Annotated in this window: 21 protein-coding genes; 3 read left to right on the top strand and 18 right to left on the bottom strand. The window is 59.8% G+C overall.

What is annotated here, in order from left to right; genetic code table 11:
* The first annotated feature begins 78 nt into the window (after positions 1 to 78).
* Positions 79 to 327 carry an acyl carrier protein gene (locus CAY35_RS08235; RefSeq protein ID WP_035754216.1) on the top strand — a complete coding sequence of 83 codons (249 nt, stop codon included), beginning with the start codon at positions 79 to 81 and terminating at the stop codon, positions 325 to 327.
* A 219-nt stretch (positions 328 to 546) separates the two neighbouring features.
* A complete protein-coding gene (gene fabF, locus CAY35_RS08230; protein ID WP_109304146.1) occupies positions 547 to 1785 on the top strand; it encodes a beta-ketoacyl-ACP synthase II in 1239 nt (412 codons plus the stop codon).
* Between the two features lie 91 nt (positions 1786 to 1876).
* Here the strand turns inward: fabF and CAY35_RS08225 are convergent, their stop codons facing one another.
* From CAY35_RS08225 to CAY35_RS08140, 18 genes are all read right to left on the bottom strand, one after another.
* On the bottom strand, positions 1877 to 2380 hold the full coding sequence (locus CAY35_RS08225) for a DUF3145 domain-containing protein (RefSeq protein ID WP_101629430.1): 504 nt from the start codon (positions 2378 to 2380) through the stop codon (positions 1877 to 1879).
* A 170-nt stretch (positions 2381 to 2550) separates the two neighbouring features.
* The gene (locus tag CAY35_RS08220) at positions 2551 to 3540 is read right to left on the bottom strand and encodes a tyrosine recombinase XerC (protein ID WP_109304145.1); all 990 of its coding nucleotides are present in this window, start codon (positions 3538 to 3540) and stop codon (positions 2551 to 2553) included.
* A gap of 50 nt (positions 3541 to 3590) precedes the next feature.
* Entirely contained in the window at positions 3591 to 4817 is a 1227-nt protein-coding gene (dprA, locus tag CAY35_RS08215; protein WP_109304144.1) for a DNA-processing protein DprA, read from the bottom strand.
* A gap of 2 nt (positions 4818 to 4819) precedes the next feature.
* Entirely contained in the window at positions 4820 to 6397 is a 1578-nt protein-coding gene (locus tag CAY35_RS08210) for a YifB family Mg chelatase-like AAA ATPase (protein ID WP_258265709.1), read from the bottom strand.
* Between the two features lie 83 nt (positions 6398 to 6480).
* Complete coding sequence (locus CAY35_RS08205; RefSeq protein WP_109304142.1) at positions 6481 to 6960, bottom strand: YraN family protein; 480 nt, start codon at positions 6958 to 6960, stop codon at positions 6481 to 6483.
* A gap of 146 nt (positions 6961 to 7106) precedes the next feature.
* A complete protein-coding gene (locus tag CAY35_RS08200) occupies positions 7107 to 7439 on the bottom strand; it encodes a DUF2469 domain-containing protein (protein WP_109304141.1) in 333 nt (110 codons plus the stop codon).
* Positions 7440 to 7495: 56 nt separating this feature from the next.
* Entirely contained in the window at positions 7496 to 8209 is a 714-nt protein-coding gene (locus tag CAY35_RS08195; protein ID WP_258265708.1) for a ribonuclease HII, read from the bottom strand.
* Positions 8210 to 8213: 4 nt separating this feature from the next.
* Positions 8214 to 8957 (bottom strand): signal peptidase I, encoded by a 744-nt coding sequence (gene lepB, locus CAY35_RS08190; RefSeq protein ID WP_109304139.1) that lies wholly within the window; start codon positions 8955 to 8957, stop codon positions 8214 to 8216.
* A 113-nt stretch (positions 8958 to 9070) separates the two neighbouring features.
* Positions 9071 to 9424 (bottom strand): 50S ribosomal protein L19, encoded by a 354-nt coding sequence (gene rplS, locus CAY35_RS08185; RefSeq protein WP_109304138.1) that lies wholly within the window; start codon positions 9422 to 9424, stop codon positions 9071 to 9073.
* Between the two features lie 194 nt (positions 9425 to 9618).
* On the bottom strand, positions 9619 to 10422 hold the full coding sequence (gene trmD, locus CAY35_RS08180) for a tRNA (guanosine(37)-N1)-methyltransferase TrmD (RefSeq protein WP_109304137.1): 804 nt from the start codon (positions 10420 to 10422) through the stop codon (positions 9619 to 9621).
* A gap of 21 nt (positions 10423 to 10443) precedes the next feature.
* Positions 10444 to 10953 (bottom strand): ribosome maturation factor RimM, encoded by a 510-nt coding sequence (gene rimM / locus CAY35_RS08175; RefSeq protein ID WP_109304136.1) that lies wholly within the window; start codon positions 10951 to 10953, stop codon positions 10444 to 10446.
* Positions 10954 to 11092: 139 nt separating this feature from the next.
* Positions 11093 to 11335, bottom strand: coding sequence for an RNA-binding protein (locus CAY35_RS08170; protein ID WP_101629440.1), 243 nt, complete (start codon positions 11333 to 11335; stop codon positions 11093 to 11095).
* A gap of 11 nt (positions 11336 to 11346) precedes the next feature.
* Positions 11347 to 11787, bottom strand: coding sequence for a 30S ribosomal protein S16 (gene rpsP / locus CAY35_RS08165; protein ID WP_109304151.1), 441 nt, complete (start codon positions 11785 to 11787; stop codon positions 11347 to 11349).
* Positions 11788 to 11997: 210 nt separating this feature from the next.
* Complete coding sequence (locus tag CAY35_RS08160) at positions 11998 to 13695, bottom strand: hypothetical protein (protein ID WP_109304135.1); 1698 nt, start codon at positions 13693 to 13695, stop codon at positions 11998 to 12000.
* Positions 13692 to 14651 (bottom strand): DUF308 domain-containing protein, encoded by a 960-nt coding sequence (locus CAY35_RS08155; protein WP_109304134.1) that lies wholly within the window; start codon positions 14649 to 14651, stop codon positions 13692 to 13694. Before CAY35_RS08155 ends, CAY35_RS08160 begins: the two co-directional genes overlap by 4 nt.
* 4 nt (positions 14652 to 14655) lie before the next feature.
* Positions 14656 to 16197, bottom strand: a complete 1542-nt coding sequence (ffh, locus tag CAY35_RS08150; protein ID WP_109304133.1) for a signal recognition particle protein — start codon at positions 16195 to 16197, stop codon at positions 14656 to 14658.
* 124 nt (positions 16198 to 16321) lie between these two features.
* The gene (gene ftsY / locus CAY35_RS08145; RefSeq protein ID WP_258265707.1) at positions 16322 to 17521 is read right to left on the bottom strand and encodes a signal recognition particle-docking protein FtsY; all 1200 of its coding nucleotides are present in this window, start codon (positions 17519 to 17521) and stop codon (positions 16322 to 16324) included.
* 40 nt (positions 17522 to 17561) lie between these two features.
* The gene (locus CAY35_RS08140) at positions 17562 to 19601 is read right to left on the bottom strand and encodes an acyltransferase family protein (RefSeq protein WP_109304132.1); all 2040 of its coding nucleotides are present in this window, start codon (positions 19599 to 19601) and stop codon (positions 17562 to 17564) included.
* 173 nt (positions 19602 to 19774) lie between these two features.
* On the opposite strand from CAY35_RS08140, the gene CAY35_RS08135 reads away from it, so the two are divergent.
* Entirely contained in the window at positions 19775 to 21025 is a 1251-nt protein-coding gene (locus tag CAY35_RS08135) for an MFS transporter (protein WP_109304149.1), read from the top strand.
* Position 21026: the final 1 nt, after the last annotated feature.

Below are 21026 nucleotides of genomic sequence, written 5' to 3'. Positions count from 1 at the left end.
GACCGTCAATCCAGTTTTGGCGGAGAACACCACAACCTGGCCACCCACGGGCAGGTACAAACAATGAAGGAGCCACACATGGCAGCAAGCAAGGAAGAGATTCTCGCCGGCCTGGCAGAGATCGTCAACGAAGAGACCGACATCGACGTTGAAGAGATCCAGCTCGAGAAGTCCTTCACCGAGGACCTCGACATCGACTCGATCTCGATGATGACCATCGTTGTTGAAGCTGAGTCCAAGTTCGACGTCAAGATCCCAGATGAGGAAGTAAAGAACCTCAAGACTGTTGGCGACGCCGTTGACTACATCGAGAAGGCTCAGGCCTAGTCTTAGCTAGCCTGTACAGGCTTGAGCGGTGTGCGGCCGATTTCCAGGAAGCTTGTGCGGCCGGTGTTCGGCCGCACACCGTATTTCCACCCTTTCAGGGTAAGTGTCGCGCCCATCCAGCGTTGTCTACGGTTTCCGTAGCATCAACGTGGTTGTGCGCTCCCCTATCAGATCTTGACTATACGAAGCCCTCAGCGGCCCGTGACTAAAGGATGTTCTATGGCTCAGAAAGTTGTCGTGACTGGCCTTGGCGCCACGACGCCGATCGGTGGTGACGTCCCTACGACGTGGGAGGCGGCTCTGGCTGGCACCTCGGGTGTCGGGCACCTCAATGAGGACTGGGTCGAGCAGTACAGCTTGCCGGTGAACATCGCCGCACGGGTAGCTGTTCCGGCATCTGAAGTGCTGTCCCGCGCCGAAATTAAACGCAATGACCCGTCAACCCAGCTTGCCCTGGTTTCAGCGCGGGAAGCGTGGGCGGATGCACAGCTGGAAGACGCTGGGATTGACCACGAACGCTTGGGCGTCGCGTACGCAACCGGCATCGGTGGCGTCAACACTCTTCTTGACGCGTGGGACACCCTGCGCGACAAGGGCCCACGCCGCGTTCTTCCGATGACGGTGCCGATGTTGATGCCGAACGCCGCTTCTGGCGCGCTCTCGCTTGCTTTCGGCGCTAAGGCCGCGGCCCGCACGCCGGTCTCTGCATGCGCATCGGGCACCGAAGCTCTCGCCGTAGCACAGCAGATGATCCGCGATGGCCACGCTGACGTTGTGATCACGGGTGGCTGCGAAGCAGCTATTCACCCGATTACGATCGCCGCGTTCTCCTCTATGCAGGCGCTATCTCGCCGCAACGATGACCCACAGGCCGCTTCCCGCCCGTACGACGTTGACCGCGATGGTTTCGTCATGGGTGAAGGCGCTGGCGCGTTGATCCTCGAATCTGAAGAGCACGCTAAGGCACGTGGCGCGAAGATCTACGCTGAGCTCGCAGGCACCGGAATCACCGCTGACGCATTCCACATCACCGCGCCAGACGAGTCCGGCAATGGCGCAATGCGCGCTCTCAAGGCAGCGATGGCCGACGGCGAGTTCAGCCCTGAGGACGTGGTACACGTCAACGCTCACGCAACCTCTACCCCGGTGGGTGACATCCCTGAATACACCGCGATGCGTGCCGCGTTCGGTGACGCGCTCGACAACGTCGCTGTTTCTGCGACGAAGTCGATGACGGGTCACCTGTTGGGCGGCGCTGGTGCTGTAGAAGCCGTCTTGACTGTCCTGGCTCTGCACCACGGCAAGGCCCCAGTGACGATCAACCTGAATCAGCAGGATCCGCAGATCCCGCTTGATGTTGTTACCGGTACGCCGCGTGATCTGAAGCCAGGCGTCGCGGTTTCAAACTCGTTTGGTTTCGGCGGCCACAACGCCGTCGCTGCATTCCGTAGCTACTGATAACGCTCAAAAGCGTTAAAGGTTTGTGCCCCACACAGCGTGTGGGGCACAAACCTTTAAGCAGTGAAGTTTGATCTAAATAAGCGGAGCTTTAGCCGACGTGGTGGAGCCAGCGGATCGGTGCGCCGTCGGACGCCGCACGGAATGGCTCGAGTTCCTCGTCCCAGGCTTCGCCGAGAGCGATCGAGAGTTCATGGTAGACCGCAGCTGGGTTTCCACGGCCTTGTTCGTAGGCGTAACGGATGCGATCTTCGGACACGAGGATATTTCCAGCAACGTCCGTGGTTGCATGGAAGATGCCAAGTTCAGGGGTGTGCGACCAGCGGCCTGCATCAACGCCACGTGAGGCTTCTTCCGTAATTTCGTAGCGCAAGTGCGCCCACCCGCGCAGGGTGGACGTCAAAACTGCGCCCGTGCCTTGTGGACCGGCCCAGGCCATTTCGGCCCGGAGCATTCCGGGCGAGGCTGGCTGCGGAACCCACTCAAGTGTTGTGTGGCGCTCAACCACCGAGCCGATAGCCCACTCGATATGAGGGCACAGCGCTGCAGGGGCCGAGTGGATATACAAGGCGCCCCTTGTCATTGGTTGTGACATGCCGCTCCTTCTTCACTGCTTCGGTACGTCTTCCCCTACGACCGATGCTGAATTAGAACGGTGGGTCTATTCTGTCAAGTACTAGGCCGGTTCACAAGCGGCCTATCACTTGAGTCACACTGGTCACAGCTGCTTCATATGTTGCGTTTTCAAGGCCCTATCGACGGTGTTTATGCCCGTGGGTGCCCTTGTTGATATGCCGTCCTGAGCCGTTCGACTGAGACGTGTGTATAGAGCTGGGTTGTAGCTAGGGATGAGTGTCCGAGTAGCTCTTGGACGCTGCGTAAGTCTGCACCGCCGTCGAGCAGGTGGGTTGCTGCTGAATGTCGTAGGGCGTGTGGGCCACGAGCGGATGTGTCGCCGAGCTTTTCAAGTTCAGTGTTGACTGCTTCGCGGATCTGGCGGCTTCCCCACCGTCCGCCTCTCACACCAAGGAACAACGCTTCCTCCAGGGCATTGCCTTGATTGTTGTTCTTCTCCGTAGCGCTCTTCGCCTGCGCAGACGCCTTGAGCAAATGAGGTCGGCCGTCGTTGAGCCATTCTCGGATCGCAGCTTCGGCAGGAACACCGAACGGGACAACACGTTCCTTGTTTCCTTTGCCGAGGACTTTCGCGGTCCGCTGGTCGAGGTCGATGTCTTCCAGGTTGAGTCCTTCGAGTTCGGATACGCGGATGCCACTCGCGTAGAGAAGCTCGAGGGCCGCCAGGTTTCGCAGGCGTACTGCGCGTTGCTGCGGCGCTTCCGGTGCGGAATCGACGGGTTGGGCTGAATGGCTCAGCAAACGTTCCGCTTGCTGGTTCCTCAGAACCTGCGGGAGATGCTTATTCCGTTTTGGGGCTTTGAGTCGGTTTGATGGGTCCGATTCGATGAGCCCTTCGCGTAGCGCCCAAGCGAGGAATGTACGGGCTGATGCGGCTTGTCGGGCAAGAGTGGCTGGAGCTCTACCGTCATGGGCCGCTTGGGCGAGCCATGCTCGTAGTTCAGCAATCGTGATGCGGCGCAGCGCATCGGCCTTGTCTGCCTCGAACTCGAGCCCTGCGTGCTCGCACAGTGCAGTGACGTCGGAGGTATAGGCACGGATCGTGTGTTCGGATCGGCCCCGTTCGTACCGGAGGTGGCGGGCAAACGAATCAATGACGTCGCTCAGTGATTCGCCCATAGTCCCTCCTTGACTCAGTGCCAGCTTACACATGCCCCGCGTTGGTTCCATCAGGCTGGCGCTTTGCCGCGTTTCCATGCGTGTCCCCTCTGAACAGCCAGACCACGACGGTGTAGTTGGCTTAGCACAGGCATTGCTTCAGGCACTGACAGACCAGCTATCGCGAAGACCTCATCGAGATTGCGGTAGGTGCGTGGCGACAGTGCTTCTACGATTCGTTGTTCGATGGGGTTAAGACCGTCAGTCAAACGTTGCGGGCCGGCCGTTGCGTCTGGAATGAGCATTGGCTGGGTTTGGTTGTTGAACCCTAGCGAGTTGCACAGTTCGGCTCCAGAACTAACGAGCTCCACAGGGTAGTCACGGATGAGCCGGTGCGGACCGGCTGAGGTTGCCGATGTCACGGGCCCTGGTACCGCTCCAACCCAGCGGCCTATCTCCAGACCATGTACTGCTGTTGAAATCGCACCTGAGCGGTGGCGACCTTCGGTCACGAGGATTCCACGACTCAACGCCGCGATGATGCGGTTGCGAGCCAAGAATCTCCATCGCATGGGCGATGCCCCCGGAGCCGCTTCGGAAATGATGACCTGTTCTTTCCCGATTCGTTCCAGCAGCGCTCGATTCGCTGCCGGGTAGAGGCGATCTACTCCCCCGGCTAAAACCACGGCTGTTGCGAGCGGAGCGGTTGAATGTTCAAGTGCCGTGTGGTGTGCCAAGGCGTCTACTCCGAGCGCGCCTCCCGACACGATCGTTGCGCCACGCTCTGCCATCTCGGCCGTGTATTCGCGGGTTACATGTTCTCCGTATGGTGTGGGATCACGCGTACCGACGACCGCAACGCATTCATTCGTGTTGGTAGGAATGCTCTGAGCGCCGCGCCACCAGAGTCCGTATGGGGTTGATTCGCCGAGATCGTTCAGGGCTTCCGGCCATCCGGGATCTCCCGGGATGACGAAGCCTCCACCTTGTGAAGTGATGTATGCGAGGTCGCGTTCAGGGGCGCTCTGTTCTCGGCGGCTTTTCCAACGGTCTAGAGCGTGTTCCAGCGTTACGTGGCGCTGGCGTTGACGTGTTCCTCCGTAGGCTTCGCGAACAGAGGCACTGAACCGTTCTCGTTCCTCTGACGATGGGACGGAACCTGAGATGAGTTCCCACAACCGTACGGCGCCGAAAACACAGACTCCAAGCCGCGCCGGGTAGTCGTCGGCTTCAGTAACACGCGAGAGACCTGCGCGCGCCTGACGTTCGGGTTCGAAAGTAGCTTTGGTGGTCACCATGATCAGTTGAATGCCTCCGGTGTGCCTCGCAGGTGTACGGCCGCTGCAATATCGTCTGGGCTGGGTAGGCCCCTTCCTGCGAGGTCGGCAAGCGTCCACGAAATCCTGAGCACGCGGTCCAGCCCGCGGCCAGTCAGCCCACTGTGCATGCTGATTGCTAAGAGCTCTTTTGACGCTGCACCCGAAGGCCGGAACTTGTGAGACCTCAATACCGAGGCAGGCACAGACGCGTTGGTTAGAGATCCGGTACCGTGCGATGCTGGGTGATCCGCCTTATCCATCACGCTCCGCCATCTTTCACGTGCAGAGGCTCTGGCTCTTTCGACTCGTTGCCGAATACACGCTGAGCTTTCCTCTGCATCGCTCGCTAGAAGTGATGCTAAGCGCGCGGCAGGAACGTTGACGCGAATATCCACTCGGTCTAGCAGCGGCCCCGACATGCGGGCCCAGTACCGTCGCTTCGTGAGCGCCGGGCATTCACAAGCAGAACCTTCCTTCCCGCATGGGCAAGGATTAGCCGCCATGATGAGCTGGAAACGCGCCGGATACGTCGCTACCCCGGCCGAACGATGCAAGGTAATGACTCCAGACTCGAGGGGTTCACGCAGAGCATCGAGTGTGCGGGCCTGAAACTCAGGAGCTTCATCCAAGAACAAGACTCCACCGTGTGCCCGGGACGCCGCCCCTGGACGAGGTATACCTGACCCTCCGCCCACCAGCGCGGCCGCACTCGAAGTGTGGTGCGGGGCCTGGAAGGGCGCAACCCTCATCAAGCCTGAAACGGTTTCTCCGGACAGCGAATGCACGCTCGTGGTGAGCATGGCTTCCTCATCGTTCAACGGCGGAAGAATACCGGGCAGCCTCTCCGCAAGCATCGTTTTACCAGCGCCCGGAGGCCCCGTCAGCAAGAGATGGTGCCCGCCTGCAGCGGCAACTTCAAGCGCCCATCGCCCAGTCGCTTGACCACGGACATCAGCCATATCCGGAACCTCAGAAACGCTACCGCTTCGCTCGGCGGTCTGTTGTTGGACCTGCTCGTTAGGCTCTGACACGCTTTCCACTTGTTTGCCTGGCCTCACGATGTGCCGCACGTCAGCACCCAAGTCCGCCAGCAGAGCACTGACGTGGTTGTAGCTGCGGACTTCTATGCCCGGGACCAGACGCGCTTCTTCTGCGTTGGCGGCAGGGACGACGATGCGTTTGATCCCGAGTTCACGAGCCTGAAGCACCGCAGGCAACGTTCCGATGAATGGCCTGAGCGAGCCGTCAAGCCCCAGTTCACCGATGTATGCGGTATCTGCAGGCGATGAGATACGTCCGTCTGCAGCCATCGCTGCGACCAGGATCGAGACATCGAAACCCGGGCCTTTCTTGGGTAATCCAGCTGGGATCAGATTGATCACGATGCGGCGTGCGCTCAGCGGAATGCCAACGTTGCGCGCAGCTGACCGGACTCGGTCGCGGGCCTCGTTGAGGCTCGCGTCGGGAAGCCCGAGAAGGGTCATCCCCGGCAGACCGTTACCGATATCGGCTTGGACCTCAACCTTGTGCCCTTTCAACCCAACCAATGCGATACTCAAGGATGACCCCAAGCCCCGCTCGTGAACGGGGGCGGATTTCGCCCTCGCTGCTCGCGGTGTGCTTTGAGGTGCCGTTACCGCGTTCATGCTCCAGTCACCTCTCGGTAGTAGTCGACTGAAGCAGGGGCTGACGCTTTTCGTGGCCAGACGATACCCAAAACATCAACCCGAGTTCCGCCCTGTGCCGTGCCGATAGCCTCGGCGTATTCCCTACCTTGGGCATACTCCCAAATAAGCCTTTGCAGACGTTCAAACTTAGGTAACGTCACGGCTTCAGCGGGTAGGCCATACCCAGTTCCCGACCGGGTCTTGACCTCAAGCGCGACCAACTGTTGCGCAGCAGGGTCATAACCCACGATGTCCAGTTCGCCGTGACTCCCACGCCAGTTACGATCGAGCACGATGATCCCGTTTTCGTGACACCAGCCCGCCGCGAACTCTTCACCGCGCCGCCCCAACTCAGTGCGAAGCTGGGCTAGTTCCAGTTGCGCTGTGTCCCGTTGCACTGAGTCCAGTTGGGCGCTGTCTTGGGCGATGTGATTGTCAGCCTGCGTCGATGCCATGTTTCCTCCACTGGATGAGCTTGTAGCTTCATCTCAGCGTGGAAATCCCTCACGCATACCAAGATCGAAAAGAATGTGGATAGAACGCAGGCATCTATGGCCTGTGAATACGGAAAGCGCCTGCTCACTCGCCCGTGTTGGAGCTATTAAGACTCGCCCTGCGTCCCAGGAAGCTCTTCACCTTTGAAAAGATCCGGTTTAGATAGCTCTTCGACGTTCACGTCCTTGAACGTGATGACTTTGACCGATTTCACGAACCTTTGCGGCCGGTACACGTCCCACACCCACGCGTCGGTCAGCGTTATCGCGAAATAGATTTCACCGTTGGAAGTCAGGGTCTCGAGCTCGACGTGGTTCGCTAGATAGAACCTACGTTCCGTCTCTACGACATAGGAAAACAGGCCCACAACGTCGCGGTATTCGCGGTAGAGGTTCAGCTCCGCTTGGGTCTCAAACTTTTCGATCTCTTCATCGCTCACGGGATCTGTTCCCCCTTCCTGCTCGTAATGACTTCCTGCTCACAACAGTTTCCGTGTCACAACAGCTTCCATGTGCGCCGATGGTTGTCGGTCGCCCCATGTTCCAGGATTGCGGCTCGGTGTTTCGCTGAGCCATATCCCTTGTTTGTATCCCATCCATACTGAGGATGAGCCTTCGATAGTTCTACCATGACACTATCGCGATGCGTCTTTGCGAGGATGCTCGCTGCAGACACCGATGCGCAGTCGCGGTCCGCTTTAGTCCGCGTGATCACGGGCGGCAGGTCCAAGCCGTCCAGCGCATCAGCCTCAGGCGCCGAGTCGGACTCCGCGTCCGTTACAAGATCGCTGAACAGGTCGGGTTCTGGTGTGCTGAGCCAGTCATGCACCCCGTCGAGCAAAATAACGATGGGGGCCTCACCCGCCGCTGGATCGTCAGCGAGCTGTTGCAGTGCCTCAATGTAGGCTCGCTGTCCAGCGAGCCTCAGTGCCGCCACGATCCCGAAACGGTCAATCTCTTCTGGGCTTGCACTGCCGACGCCCCACGCCGCGACCCAATCCCGGATCAACGGTACGAGTGCCTCACGCCGAGCGGGAGTAACGTCTTTCGAGTCCCCGAGCCCTTCGGGATGCGGGCCACATTCGTGTGGCGCTACGAACGTGAGCCCCACAGTAACCGGGCCTGCAAGCGCGCCCCTGCCCACCTCGTCGACTGCCACAATCAACTGGCAAGGCGCCACCAAGCCTTTTTCTACCTCGAGGTCAGGCACAGCCCTACTCTTTCGGCTCGCGGTCAGGAACCGCGTCGAAGGCGCCTTCCGGGTTCGCTACCCCGCCCCAACGGTCCAACGGCCACGCAATAAAATCTGCGCGCCCCACCACGGAGTCCATCGAAACCATGCCGTTGTTTTTATCGGTGTGATAGCGCGAATCCCCGGAATCGGAGCGGTGATCGCCCAAGACCCACAGATGATCCTTCGGAACCGTGACCTTGAACGGCACCTCGGAAGGCTTGTCCCCCGGATACAAGTACGGCTCGGTAATCTCGACCCCATTCACGGAAATCTTTCCGCTAGCCGTACAACACTCGACTGTGTCGCCCGGAAGCCCGATGATGCGCTTAATGAGGTGCTGCGTACCGTCATCCGGCCGCAGGCCCACGAAGGTCAACGCCTTCTCGAAAGCGTTCGGTTGCGCAGCTTGTGGGAGCTCCGGCAACCACTTCTCATCATCCTTGAAAACAATGACGTTGCCGCGTTCAAGCTTGAACGGCTGAGGGAACAGCTGATTCACGAACACGCGGTCGTTAACCAGTAACGTGTTCTGCATCGAAGTTGATGGGATCACAAAAGCCCTGAATAGGAACGTTTTAATCACAATCGAGACCGCGAGCGCGATCACGACGGTCAGGAGGATCTCCCGGACAGAACCCCAGACGCCACGCTTCTTATGATCGCGTACCTCACCCTCGTCCTCGTCGAGGTCGACCCGGGGTTCTTTGTCACTGAATCTCTTCACGAACGTTCCTCAAAGCTTCTCGTATGACATGAAGCAGGCGCCACCCCATTCGAAGTGTCGGGGTGGCGCCTGCCATGTGCTCACAAGGGAGCACGGAAGTCAGTAAGCCGCGCTTACTTTGCGCCCTCGCGCTTCTCGCGGATACGAGCTGCCTTACCGTGGCGGTCGCGCATGTAGTACAGCTTGGCGCGGCGAACGTCACCACGGGACACGACCTCGATCTTGTCGATGACCGGGGAGTGAACCGGGAAGGTACGCTCAACACCTACGCCGAAGGAAACCTTGCGAACCTTGAAGGTTTCGCGAACGCCGCCACCCTGGCGAGCCAGGACGAAGCCCTGGAAAACCTGAACACGGGAGTTCTTACCTTCGATGATGTTTACGTGAACCTTGACGGTGTCACCCGGCGCGAAGTCCGGGATGTCGTTACGAAGGCTCTTGGCATCGAGAGAATCAAGAAGATTCATTCTTTTCTCCACATGGAACCGGCCGCAGGTCCGTGAGCCATGATGTATACGGGCGTTGCACTCTCATGGAGTTCGCCGATATTCCCGGCCCGCTCAAGCGAGCCGGACCCGACCGTTTTCACACATGACCCCTGCGGCAGTCATGCATGCGGTGGGTAACAACTTAGATATTCTAACGCAGTTCCATCGCGATGTCAGTTTCCTGAGCGAGCCGGGTGGTTTCCTTCAAGATTCCACCCCAACGACGTGAGGGTTGCCTTGTCTTGTTTGTCGAGGGCATCGGTGGTGAGCTTCTCGATGAGGTCTGGTCGGCGCTCGCTTGTACGTTCGAGCTGCCAGTCGCGACGAGCCCTCGCGACTTTGGCGTGATCCCCGCTCAGCAATACTGCTGGGGCTTCGCGCCCCTCCCACACCGCCGGCTTGGTGTAGACCGGGTATTCAAGCAGCGCATCGCCTGCGACCGAGTGGCTTTCTTCAATGAGCGATTCAGGGTTGCCCACCATCCCGGGAACTAGACGCACGACGGCTTCGATCACCGCCATCGACGCTACTTCCCCGCCGTTGAGTACGTAGTCACCCAACGAGAACGGAACCACACGGAAGCGTTCGCGCGCCCATTCGATGACGCGCTCATCGATCCCTTCGTAGCGCCCGCACGCGAAGACGATGTGGGGTTCTTCAGCCCAGGCGTGTGCAGTTGGCTGGCCGAAGACTTGCCCGGCCGGCGAAGGCACGAGCAACAAGGGCGGATTGTCTGCTTCAACGCCTGCATCATTGAGGACGTGAGTCAGCGCTTCTCCCCACGGTTCAGGCTTCATAACCATGCCCGCGCCGCCGCCATACGGGGTGTCATCGACTGTCCTGTGTCGGTCGTATGTGTATGCGCGCAGGTCGTGAATATGGACGTCAATGAGACCGCGCTGCTTGGCTTTGCCAATCAGTGAGATGTCGAGAGCTTCGAAGAACTCGGGGAAGATCGTGATGATGTCGATGCGCATGAAAACCTAAGTCCTGTCTCGTTACTGGTCGCCGCGGTCGAGCTCAAGCAGGCCAGGAGGCGGGGTCGCGATAACCGTTGCCGCGTCGAGATCGATGTCCGGGATGATGTCCTCAACGAGCGGGAGCAGGGCCTCAGAGCCGTCGTTGAGTGTGACTTCAAGCAGATCCTGCGCAGGCCCGGTGTGCAATGCAGACACCTTGCCGATGGCCTCGCCCTCGATGACAACTTCAAGACCAACGAGGTCGTGTTCGAACCACGCGTCGTCGCTGGATTCTTCCGCTTCGACGTAAAGCATGGTTCCGCGAAGCTCTTCGGCACGGTTGCGGTCGGAAACTTCTTCAAACCCGAGCAACAGGATGTGTTTGTTCCACCGCGCTGACTTCACAGTGAGAGGGCCGTTCGCTTCCGGGTCCGTCAGCAAGCGAGCTCCCCGCGCAAAACGGGTTTCCGGGTCGTCTGTGAGAACTTGAACCGTAACCTCACCGCGAATACCGTGCGGCTTGCCGATGCGCGCAACTTTTACGTCCATGCGTGGCCTCTTTTGCTCAAAACTGGAATCCAGCTACTTCAACGGGATACGAAAGCGGCCCTAGCCGACTCAGGTTGGCTAGGGCCGCTTTCGTCACAACGTGATCGACGCCGATCAGACTTGGTTAGTACAGGCGCGGTTAGCGTTGTCGGTCGGTGTCTACGACGTCGACTCGGACCTCGTCTCCACCAGGCAGAGCACCGATAACAGCGCGCAACGCTTTCGCGGTGCGGCCCTGCCGGCCGATCACACGGCCAAGGTCCTCTGGGTTGACACGAACCTGCAACACGTCGTGTCGGCGGCCTGAGCGGCGGCGGACATCGACGTCGTCCGGGTTGTCTACAATCCCGGACACCAAGTGATCGAGTGCGTCTTCAAGCATCAAACTGAGCCTCAGGCTTCTTCAGTCTCAGCTGGCTCTTCAGCAGCCTCTGCTGCTTCCTCAGCTGGAGCTTCTTCAGCGTCTGCCTTCGACTTCTTAGGGGTGGTTGCCTCTGGGAGGATGACCGAACCCTTGTCTGGTGCAACGAACTCAGGCTTAGGCTCTGGGTACTTAACCGAGCCTTCCTGACCTTCGATGCCCTTGAACTTCTGCCAGTCACCGGTCAGCTTGAGGATCGAGAGAACACGATCCGATGGCTGTGCGCCAACACCGAGCCAGTACTGAGCACGCTCGGACTCAACCTTGATGGTCGATGGGTTGGTCATTGGGTTGTACGTACCGATTTCCTCGATCGGACGGCCGTCGCGCTTTGCGCGACCATCGATGACGACGATGCGGTAGTGAGGCTGGCGGATTTTGCCCATCCGCTTCAGGCGAATCTTAACGGCCACGTTAGTGGTCACTCCTGTTTCTGTTGAACGGGACGAGTCCGCCAGGCTCTGGGGTAAAGCAGCGATAAACGTCCCAAATGTCCGACGAACGCAGAGAGAGGGGGCCACGCACGCCGAGTACTCGGTCCATTATGCCATGCGTTACGGTTCAACGCACACTCACGATGCGTGTGTCACCACACACGCAAGGCGCCGTCGGTAGCGCAGCGGCTACTTTCGTTGGCGCGGCCACATCGACGCGGCCAGAAGCATGCATGCACCGCCGACAAGCGCTACGATGCCGCCAATGACGGCCAACGTCGAACGTGCTTGGAACGCGACCTCGGGGAAGGAAATGACGTCCGTCCCGCGCAGAACCAAGAAGGCCCCAACAATGAGTCCCACAATGCCAACGACCAACCACACGATATGAGCCACACGGCGAGGAGCAGTCCCTAACTCGGTCTCTGTAGCAACCGAGGTCTGCCCCGCCGGCGTTGGTTGCGGATAGTCCGAGCCTGGCTGGACAGCTTTGGGATCGTTCGTGTTTGACTGCAACCCGAGGATCTCGCTGAAGCTCGGCTCCGATTTAGAGCTTGTTGCGTCTGCAAGCTGCGACTCGAAGCCGCCTTGCGACGCTTCGGTCTCCCCTGGCTCATCATGGTCAGGTTGAGCGTCTGCCGACGCTGCCCCCGCCTCAGAAACAGGTACGAGTCCGGCATCAGCGACCGGTACATCAGATGCGTAGTCGACACCGGTTTCCTGTTCAGCGACTTCCTGTTCTGCCGATTCGGTATCGTTCGGATCCGCTTCGAACTGGTCATGCCCAGGAACACCGACTGGACGTACCGAACCGCCAACTGGTGACCTGCCTTCGAACAGGCCGACCCATTCAGTGTCCTCCCCTAGCGCTTCAAGCATCGCGCGAGTAGCGGAATAAGCCTGTTCCTGCTCCTGGTCAGAGGTGTCTTCAACCTCTTCACCTGGCATCAGTCCGTCTTCGAGCACAGCCAACGCGCCCGCTTCTGGATCAACACCGCGCACAGGGGCATCGTTGATCGCCGAAACCAACGCGTCAACGCGCTTAGGCGGAAGCATCGAGGCAAGAGTCTTAATGTCGTTCTCAGAAAGCGGAGCGAAATCATCCTCGAGCCGCAGCAGTAGCGAGGCAACTTGCGAGCCTGCCGGGCGGTACATTTCCGGGAGAACAATTGGTCGGCAACGGGCGCCAGCATGCGTATTGATGAGTGGAGTGAACTGAGCCGCACGACGACGACGAGTAGCCGGTTGCTGCCGGGACTCAGATGGGCCCCACAGCGCAACGTCAACGCGACCGGCGCGCTCCCGAATCGAGCACGAAACCTTATCCGACCCAGGCATGATGAGCATCGTCGGGTCAGATGGGACCGAGTTCAACGCAACGACCGTGCGCTCGCCTTCAGCCATCCACCCCGAAACCTCGCTGCGATCCAAGGCGTCTTCGACCGCACTTGGACGAACAGTATCGAGCAGAAGAACCGACGTGATCCGTTCCTCCAGCACGCCGGCGATCTGGCGGTCCCCGAATTGTTCCGGGGCCGCCAAGACAGCGAAGTCCCCCGATGCGGGGTCACCATTGACGATGACCGCGCCCGTGCTCGCATGCAACTCGCGTGCGAACTCCTCACCATCGAGTCCCGGCTCAACATCGCCTTCGAACGTAGCGCTCAGAACCCGCGTTTCACGCATTGGAAGTACGAGTTCAACCGCGACACCTCGGCGGGTCGGACGCCCAGGCCCCATGAGGCCCACGATCTTACGGTGCGTCAGAATCTGCATGAGACCATCAACGCGTTCCTGCTGGCCTACCGGATCAGTTTCCGGCCAAGCGACAGTAACGCGCCACACGGTTTGTCGTTCAGAGTTCTGGGCATTGATCGTGGCGATCATTTCACATGACCTTTCCCTAGAGGGCCATCAGACCCTTGCCGAGCGCGCGCTTTCTTGGCTTTCAGACCCGCGAACGCCGCGATCAAACCGACCACCGCGTCGAGCCCCAGCGCGAAGGCGACAACATAATTGAGCCACACAAGCGTCAACGGTCTAAACATCAACACGACGACGGCCAACGCGATCCACAAGACGGACAACAGGATCGCCGGAATCGGGTGGCGGCTACGCCATGTCTCGGCACCTGGAGCTGCAACCGAAGCTCCGCGCGACGCTTCAGCCACGCTTTCACGTGCCTCGTTCAACGCTTCGCGGCTCGCTCGTTGGTGAGCGTTCTCTTTGGCGGCTTCCACAACACGAACACCGTGTGGAGCGGAAAGCCCGAGCGCGAGCGCAACCCACTTAGGGTCCTGGCCCAGCAACGTCAGGGCTTCCTCGAGAGGTGCTCGCACAAGCTCTGCCGCGCGGCCGCTCGGTGCATCAGCCGCCGCCGAAGCTAACTCCGCAACCTCGCTGAGATACTGCTCTGCTTGGGCTACAGCTTCCGCACCCACGGATCCAGCAAGTCCGGCATCGGCCTTCAGGCGCGCGTTCGATGCGCTATCCCACTCAACGGTTGGTTTCGATTCACCCGCTGCGTCCTGAGATCCAGCCGCCCACAAGCGCAAAGAAACTACGATGCCAGTTTCAGATTCTCGAGTTTCAGCAGGATAAGCCGAAAGCAGCATCATTGCCCGCGAGCCCGAGAAGACCGAGCGTGAACCCGCCGACGGCGAGTCGAGCAAAACCGCATCTTCAAGCCAACGGGTACCGGGGCCGCCTAGTTCAGGCGCATCCACGCCCGTCAGAACCGCAGGACCCAGCAATGACACGCCGTACTGCGACGCACCCGCTTCACGGCCCGAGGGCTCCCCCGCGGGACCGTCAGCAGAATCCGAGAATGTACGCTCGCTCACAGACTCACCGCAAGAACTTCTCGAAGCCCTTAGGGAGCTTCAAATCCTCAGGCTTGAGCTCCTGATTCCTAGCGAACGAAGCCCCAGACTGCTTGTGGCCTTGCACCTTCTCGCCACGCGCAGCAGCGGCCGCGCGTGCCGGGTTGCCGTACTTCTTACCGCGCTTCTTGTTCGCCGCGCCCTTGCGGCGAGCAGCACGACCCCCGGGAATACCCGGCATCGCGCCCTGAGCGGCCATACGCTTCATCATCTTCTGAGCCTGAGTGAAGCGCTCAAGCAACTGGTTCACCTCGGACACCGAAACACCCGAACCACGGGCGATACGTGCACGACGCGAACCGTTGATGATCTTAGGAGCAGCGCGCTCATGCGGAGTCATCGAACGAACAATCGCCTCGACGCGATCCGCCTGCGAATCATCGAACTGCTCAAGCTGACGCTTATCGATGCCCATGTTCGGCATCAACGCCAGCATCTTCTTCATCGAGCCCATCTTCTTGATCTGCTGCATCTGAGCCAAGAAGTCATCGAGCGTGAAGTCCTCCTGATCGGCGAACTTCTTAGCCATGCGCTCGGCCTCAGCCTTGTCCCACGTGCGCTCGGCCTGCTCGATCAGGGTCATGACGTCGCCCATGTCCAGGATGCGCGAAGCCATACGGTCAGGGTGGAAAACCTCGAAGTCGCCGACGTTTTCACCCGTCGAGGCGAACATGATCGGCTTACCCGTAACCGAAGCAACAGACAGCGCGGCACCACCACGCGCATCGCCATCAAGCTTCGACAAAACGACACCCGTGAAGTCAACGCCCTCGTTGAACGCCTGCGCAGTAGCCACAGCGTCCTGACCGATCATCGCATCGATCACAAACAGGACTTCGTTCGGCGAAATCGCATCACGAATGTTGCGGGCCTGCTGCATCAACTCGGCGTCAACACCAAGGCGACCAGCGGTATCAACGATCACCACATCGTGCTGCTTCTGACGAGCCTCAGAAACACCGTTACGCGCAACCACAACCGGGTCGCCCGTAACCTCTTCGAACTCCGACTGCACACCAGGGTGCGGGGCGTAAACAGGAACACCCGCACGCTGACCAACAACCTGAAGCTGCGTCACTGCGTTCGGGCGCTGCAAGTCAGCGGCCACAAGCAACGGAGTGTGCCCCTCAGACGCAAGCCACTTGGCCAACTTACCGGCCAACGTCGTCTTACCGGCACCCTGCAAACCAGCCAGCATGATGATGGTCGGGCCGGTCTTCGCGAACTCAAGACGGCGAGTCTGGCCACCCAAAACCTCAACGAGTTGCTCGTTGACGATCTTCACGACCTGCTGGGCAGGGTTCAGCGCCTCAGAAACCTCAGCCGAAAGCGCGCGCTCCTTAACGTTGGCCGCGAATTCGCGGGCAACCGAAACGGCGACGTCCGCGTCCAGCAGTGCACGCCGGATCTCACGGACGGTACCGTCAACATCGGCTTCCGAAAGACGGCCCTTACCCCGCAGATTCCGGAACGTCGAGGTGAGGCGCTCTGTTAGAGAATTGAACACGTTGTCCTGCTCGCTTATCTGGTTGAACTTCTGTAGGTGAAGGCCTACACGTTTACATGTCGACCTACCATTTTATCCCGTTCGGGGCACAGCTTCTGCCTGAGCCCGCGACGGCGTGGTTATGTCAGTCGAGAATCGCTTCCACAAACGCTTCCGGTTCGAACGGAGCTAGGTCATCCGGGCCCTCGCCGAGGCCCACCAACTTGACCGGAACTCCCAACTGACGCTGGATGGCAACAACGATGCCGCCCTTTGCCGTGCCGTCAAGCTTGGTCAGAACGATGCCGGTGACGTCTACGACCTCAGAGAAAACCTTGGCCTGGCTCAGACCGTTCTGGCCCGTCGTCGCATCCAGAACCAGCAGTACCTCGCGCACCTCAGCACGCTTGTTGATGACGCGCTTGATCTTGCCGAGCTCATCCATGAGGTTCGAGCGGTTCTGGAGGCGTCCCGCGGTGTCCACCAAGACGGTGTCAACCTCAGCCTCGATGCCCTTATCCACCGCATCGAAAGCTACCGATGCGGGATCCGCACCGTCCTTGTCCGAACGAACCGTCGGCACACCCACTCGGGAACCCCAGGTCTGCAGCTGATCAGCGGCCGCCGCACGGAACGTGTCGGCAGCGCCCAACAGAACGTCCTTGTCTTCCGCGACCAAAACGCGGGCGATCTTACCGATGGTCGTGGTCTTACCCACACCGTTGACGCCAACCACAAGGATGACCGACGGCTTGCCGTCCTTGCGCTCGGTATCAAGCGAGCGGTCCATCGTCGGGTCAACGATCTTCAAAAGCTCTTCATGCAAAATCTGACGAACCCGTTCAGGAGAACGGGAACCTTCGATCTTGACGCGCTCACGCAAGCTAGCGATGAGCTCATCCGTAGCGTCAGTGCCGAGGTCCGCAGCCAAGAGGGTCATCTCAACTTCGTCCCACACATCCTCGTCGATCTTGTCCGAGGACAGCAGGGCCAAAAGACCCTTACCGAAAACGTTATTCGAGCGAACCAGACGCGCACGCAAACGCGCCAATCGCCCCTGGGCAGGCGCTGGGGTGTCAAATGCTGGAGCCGGCTCGGCCGCTTCCCCAGCAGGCGCATCCTCAACCGCTACGCCTCCAGCTGGTGGCGAATGAGCCCGCGGGCTATCAACATCGGCAGACCCCGATGGGCCAGAACCTGCCCCACGAACCGGGGCCTGAGAGGTCTTAGGCGCCTGCGGTACACGCGTCTTGCGTGAGCGCACCACCACAGCGATGATGATCGCCGCGATGAGCACCACGGCCGCGATGCCGATAATGATCCACAAAGTCTGTTCATTATTCACAGCATTAGCTTCTCACAGACCGCGGGCCGAATGCCTCAAGCTAAAAGGAGTTCAACGCCTTCGTGACCTCGTTGACCCACATCATGGCAGACTCAGGGCCAGGGTGAATGCCGTCCGAAGCGATGTCGGTAGCGTTGACCGCGACCTGATCCCAGTGAGCCACGCGTACCTTCTCCGGATTGTCCTTAGCGAACGCGGCAATGCTCTTACGCGCTTGCGGAATCCACTCGCGATCGCCGTATGGCATCACCAAAATGAACTTGGTGTTCTTTCCCGCAATATTGAGAAGCTCACCGAGCTGCGCCGGAGTGAACGTCGAGTTCGTGCCCAAGCCCAAAACGACATACTCACCGAGCTTGCCCTGAGCCTTGAGTTTGCGAACCACATCCGGAGCGTCCCAAATGTGCATACCGACAGTCGCCTGCACCGGAGACTTCGGGTAGACCTGGCGGATCGCAGGAACCGAAGCGAGCGTCACCGAGTCACCGATGAACGTGACCTTCTGCGACGGGACGGATGGGGTGGCCTTGTCAGTCGAGCCCTTCTCCGGCTTATCCTTATCGGCCGGCTTATCCTTATCGGCTGGCTTGTCGGATTCCGCCGGCTTTTCAGACTCTGCCGGCTTCTCCTTGTCGGCTGGCTTTTCTTGATCCTCATCCGAGCCCGGCTTCGGCTCTTCGCCAGCAGGAGCATCGTCCATGCCCGGACCTTCAGGGTCCAAAGCCTGCGCCTGTGCAGCCAGAGCTTCAAGACGCTTCTGCTGCTCGGTCTTAGCGGGCGCCGTAGCAACCGCAACCAAAGCAAGAATCACTAAAATCGCGACCGCGCTGCCCCACGACCACGCAGCTGCGCGCGAAACACGAGCCTTCAACTCGGCCCACCACACCCGATATCCATGCTTCAAAATCGGCTGCTCAACCCAACGGTACGAAACCGCGGACAACACAAACGTCACAACAACAACCAACGATGCGCGAGCAAGCAACAGCGGAAGCTCAACTTCGCCACCATTAGGGTCAGGCATCCACGAAGCCACCAGCACGACCATCGGCCAGTGCCAGAGATACATCGCATACGAGCGCTCAGCGGTCCACCGCAAACCAGCCGCGATCAAGCCGCGCGGTTGCCAATGAGCCTGCTTGCCCGTCCTACCCATCAGAACAGCGCCGGCGGCCGCGACCGAAAAGACGAACATGCCACCCAACTGGGTGATCGCGGTCTGCTCCTTCAAAACCACGACGCCCACGGCCAACAGAGCCCACGAACCCGCCGTCACAGCGAAACGCAGGCCCCGACCCAGCTGAAGATCCCGCGGAATACACGCAACCACCGCACCGAGCAACAAACCGAAGCAGTGCGTCAGCGTGTTGAGGTACGCCTGGTCGAAGTTCTGGGTCAGCGAGTACGTCACGGCCATCGAAATCCCGGATGCGACCGCGACGACCAACGCCACAATCCCTACCGTTCGATGCAGCGAAACACGCTTCGACGCAGTATGTACGCCGATGTAGGACAAGCCGATAATGATGATCGGCCAGAACAGATAGAACTGCTCCTCAATCGCGAGCGACCACATGTGATTCAGAAGCTGCGGCTGATCCTGATCAAAATACGAAACACCCGCTGCCAACTGGACCCAGTTCGCGGTAGCCGTCAGAGCGCCGGCAACCTGCCGCCCCAAATGCAGACGCACATCCGGGTGCGACAAAAGCGTCAAAGGGACGATCACGATCAACATCAAGATCGCCGCAGGCACCAAACGCCGCAAACGACCCAGATAGAACTTGCCGAAGAACCCCTTCAAACGAGCACGCCGGGTGCCCGACTCGACGTACAGGTGCGACGTGCGGCGCAACAAGCTCGACGTAATCAGATAACCCGACAAAACGAAGAACAAGTCAACACCGAGGTAGCCTGCCGGAACCGAAGCAGGAGCCACGTGATAAGCGATAACCAAGAGCACCGCGAGGGCGCGCATCGCGTCCAGCACAAAATTGCGCTGATGGCCGCTAGCGGTGCGGCCTGGCGCCCCGAAACCTTGAGAAGGCTCACGGGGTTCAACGCTGATGACTTGGCTCACTTGACACACCTTTCGACGCTAAACACGAGTCGACACTCAACACGAGCTAATCCACGATACAAAGCACGCGATGTTTCCCATGCCATTAACAGGCGTTGATATCGCATTGATACACAACTCCCAGGAATCGTTATGATCTCGTTGCGATAGGCATGATCTACGATCGAAATATCATGGCTCGCACCCTCCCTCCTCGCCCCACAACACCACCGCCATCAACGCCGGTCCCCAACGAGATTAAAGTCCTCATCGCCGGCGCGCTTCTGATCGCGCTGGGTTTCGGTTTGATCGCCCCGATCCTGCCCCAATACGCCTCAAGCTTCGCTGTGAATCACATGATGGCCGCGGCCATCGTCTCGGTGTTTGCTTTCACTCGCCTGGGTTTCGCGCCATTCGCGGGCGGGGTGTCTGAAAAGCTTGGCGAACCTGGAGCGTACGTGCTCGGTGTCATGATCGTGGCGCTCTCAACCATCGCGTGCGGGCTAGCACCCAACTATTGGACCTTGATCGTGGGGCGAGGCATCGGTGGCATCGGCTCAGTTACGTTCACGGTCGCTGCCTCGAGCTTTATTGCCCGGACCTCGCCGCCAGATATCCGCGGCCGCATCGCTGGCCTCTACGGTGGCGCTTTCCTCATCGGTAACGTGTGCGGACCACTCGTTGGCGGTTTGCTCGCCCCGCTGGGCTACCGTGTGCCGTTCTTCATCTACGGCGGCTCACTCATCGCGGCGTCGCTCGTCGTTTTCTACTTCCTGGTCAGCTCCCGCGGACGCCAAGGACAGCCGCGCGAACGCCACAACCTGCCCCCGTACAGCCTTGCGGACGCCCTCGCCAACCCGAAATACCGTGCCGCCTTGCTCTCCAACTTCGGCAACGGCTGGATGTCGTTCGGCGTACGCGTCGCGATCGTCCCGCTCTTCGCCGCCCAAGTACTCGGTCTCGATCCTCTCGCCGTTGGGCTTGTCATGACGTGTTTTGCGGCAGGCAACGCCGCCGCACTGACCTTCAGCGGCCGCTGGTCGGACCGCGTAGGGCGCCGCCGCCCCATCATCATCGGGCTGAGCCTCGCCGCTGTATGTTCCGCGGCCATCGGCCTCTCCCCTAACCTCGCGTTGCTTGTTGTGCTGTCCCTACTCTCGGGTTTCGGAACCGGAATCTTCAACCCCGCCCAGCAAGCCGCGGTAGCCGACATCGTGGGGCCGGAACACCACGCCGGCCGCGTGATGTCGATGTTCCAGATGGCAGCCGACCTCCCCGCGATGATCGCTCCGCTCATCGCCGGATGGATCGCAGATCACTTCGGATTCAGCTGGGCCTTCATACTCTCAGGTGTCATCATGGGCATCGGAGTCATCGCATGGATTCTGGTGGCTCCACGGCAAAGCATCGACCACACAGAAGTCACGCCACGCAAGGGTTCGTGAG

This window comes from Pseudoglutamicibacter cumminsii, assembly GCF_003143995.1.
GTDB classification, from domain to species: Bacteria; Actinomycetota; Actinomycetes; order Actinomycetales; family Micrococcaceae; genus Pseudoglutamicibacter; species Pseudoglutamicibacter cumminsii_B.
Note: the sequence above shows the minus strand (reverse complement) of the source record. Positions and strands in the feature narration are given on the sequence as shown.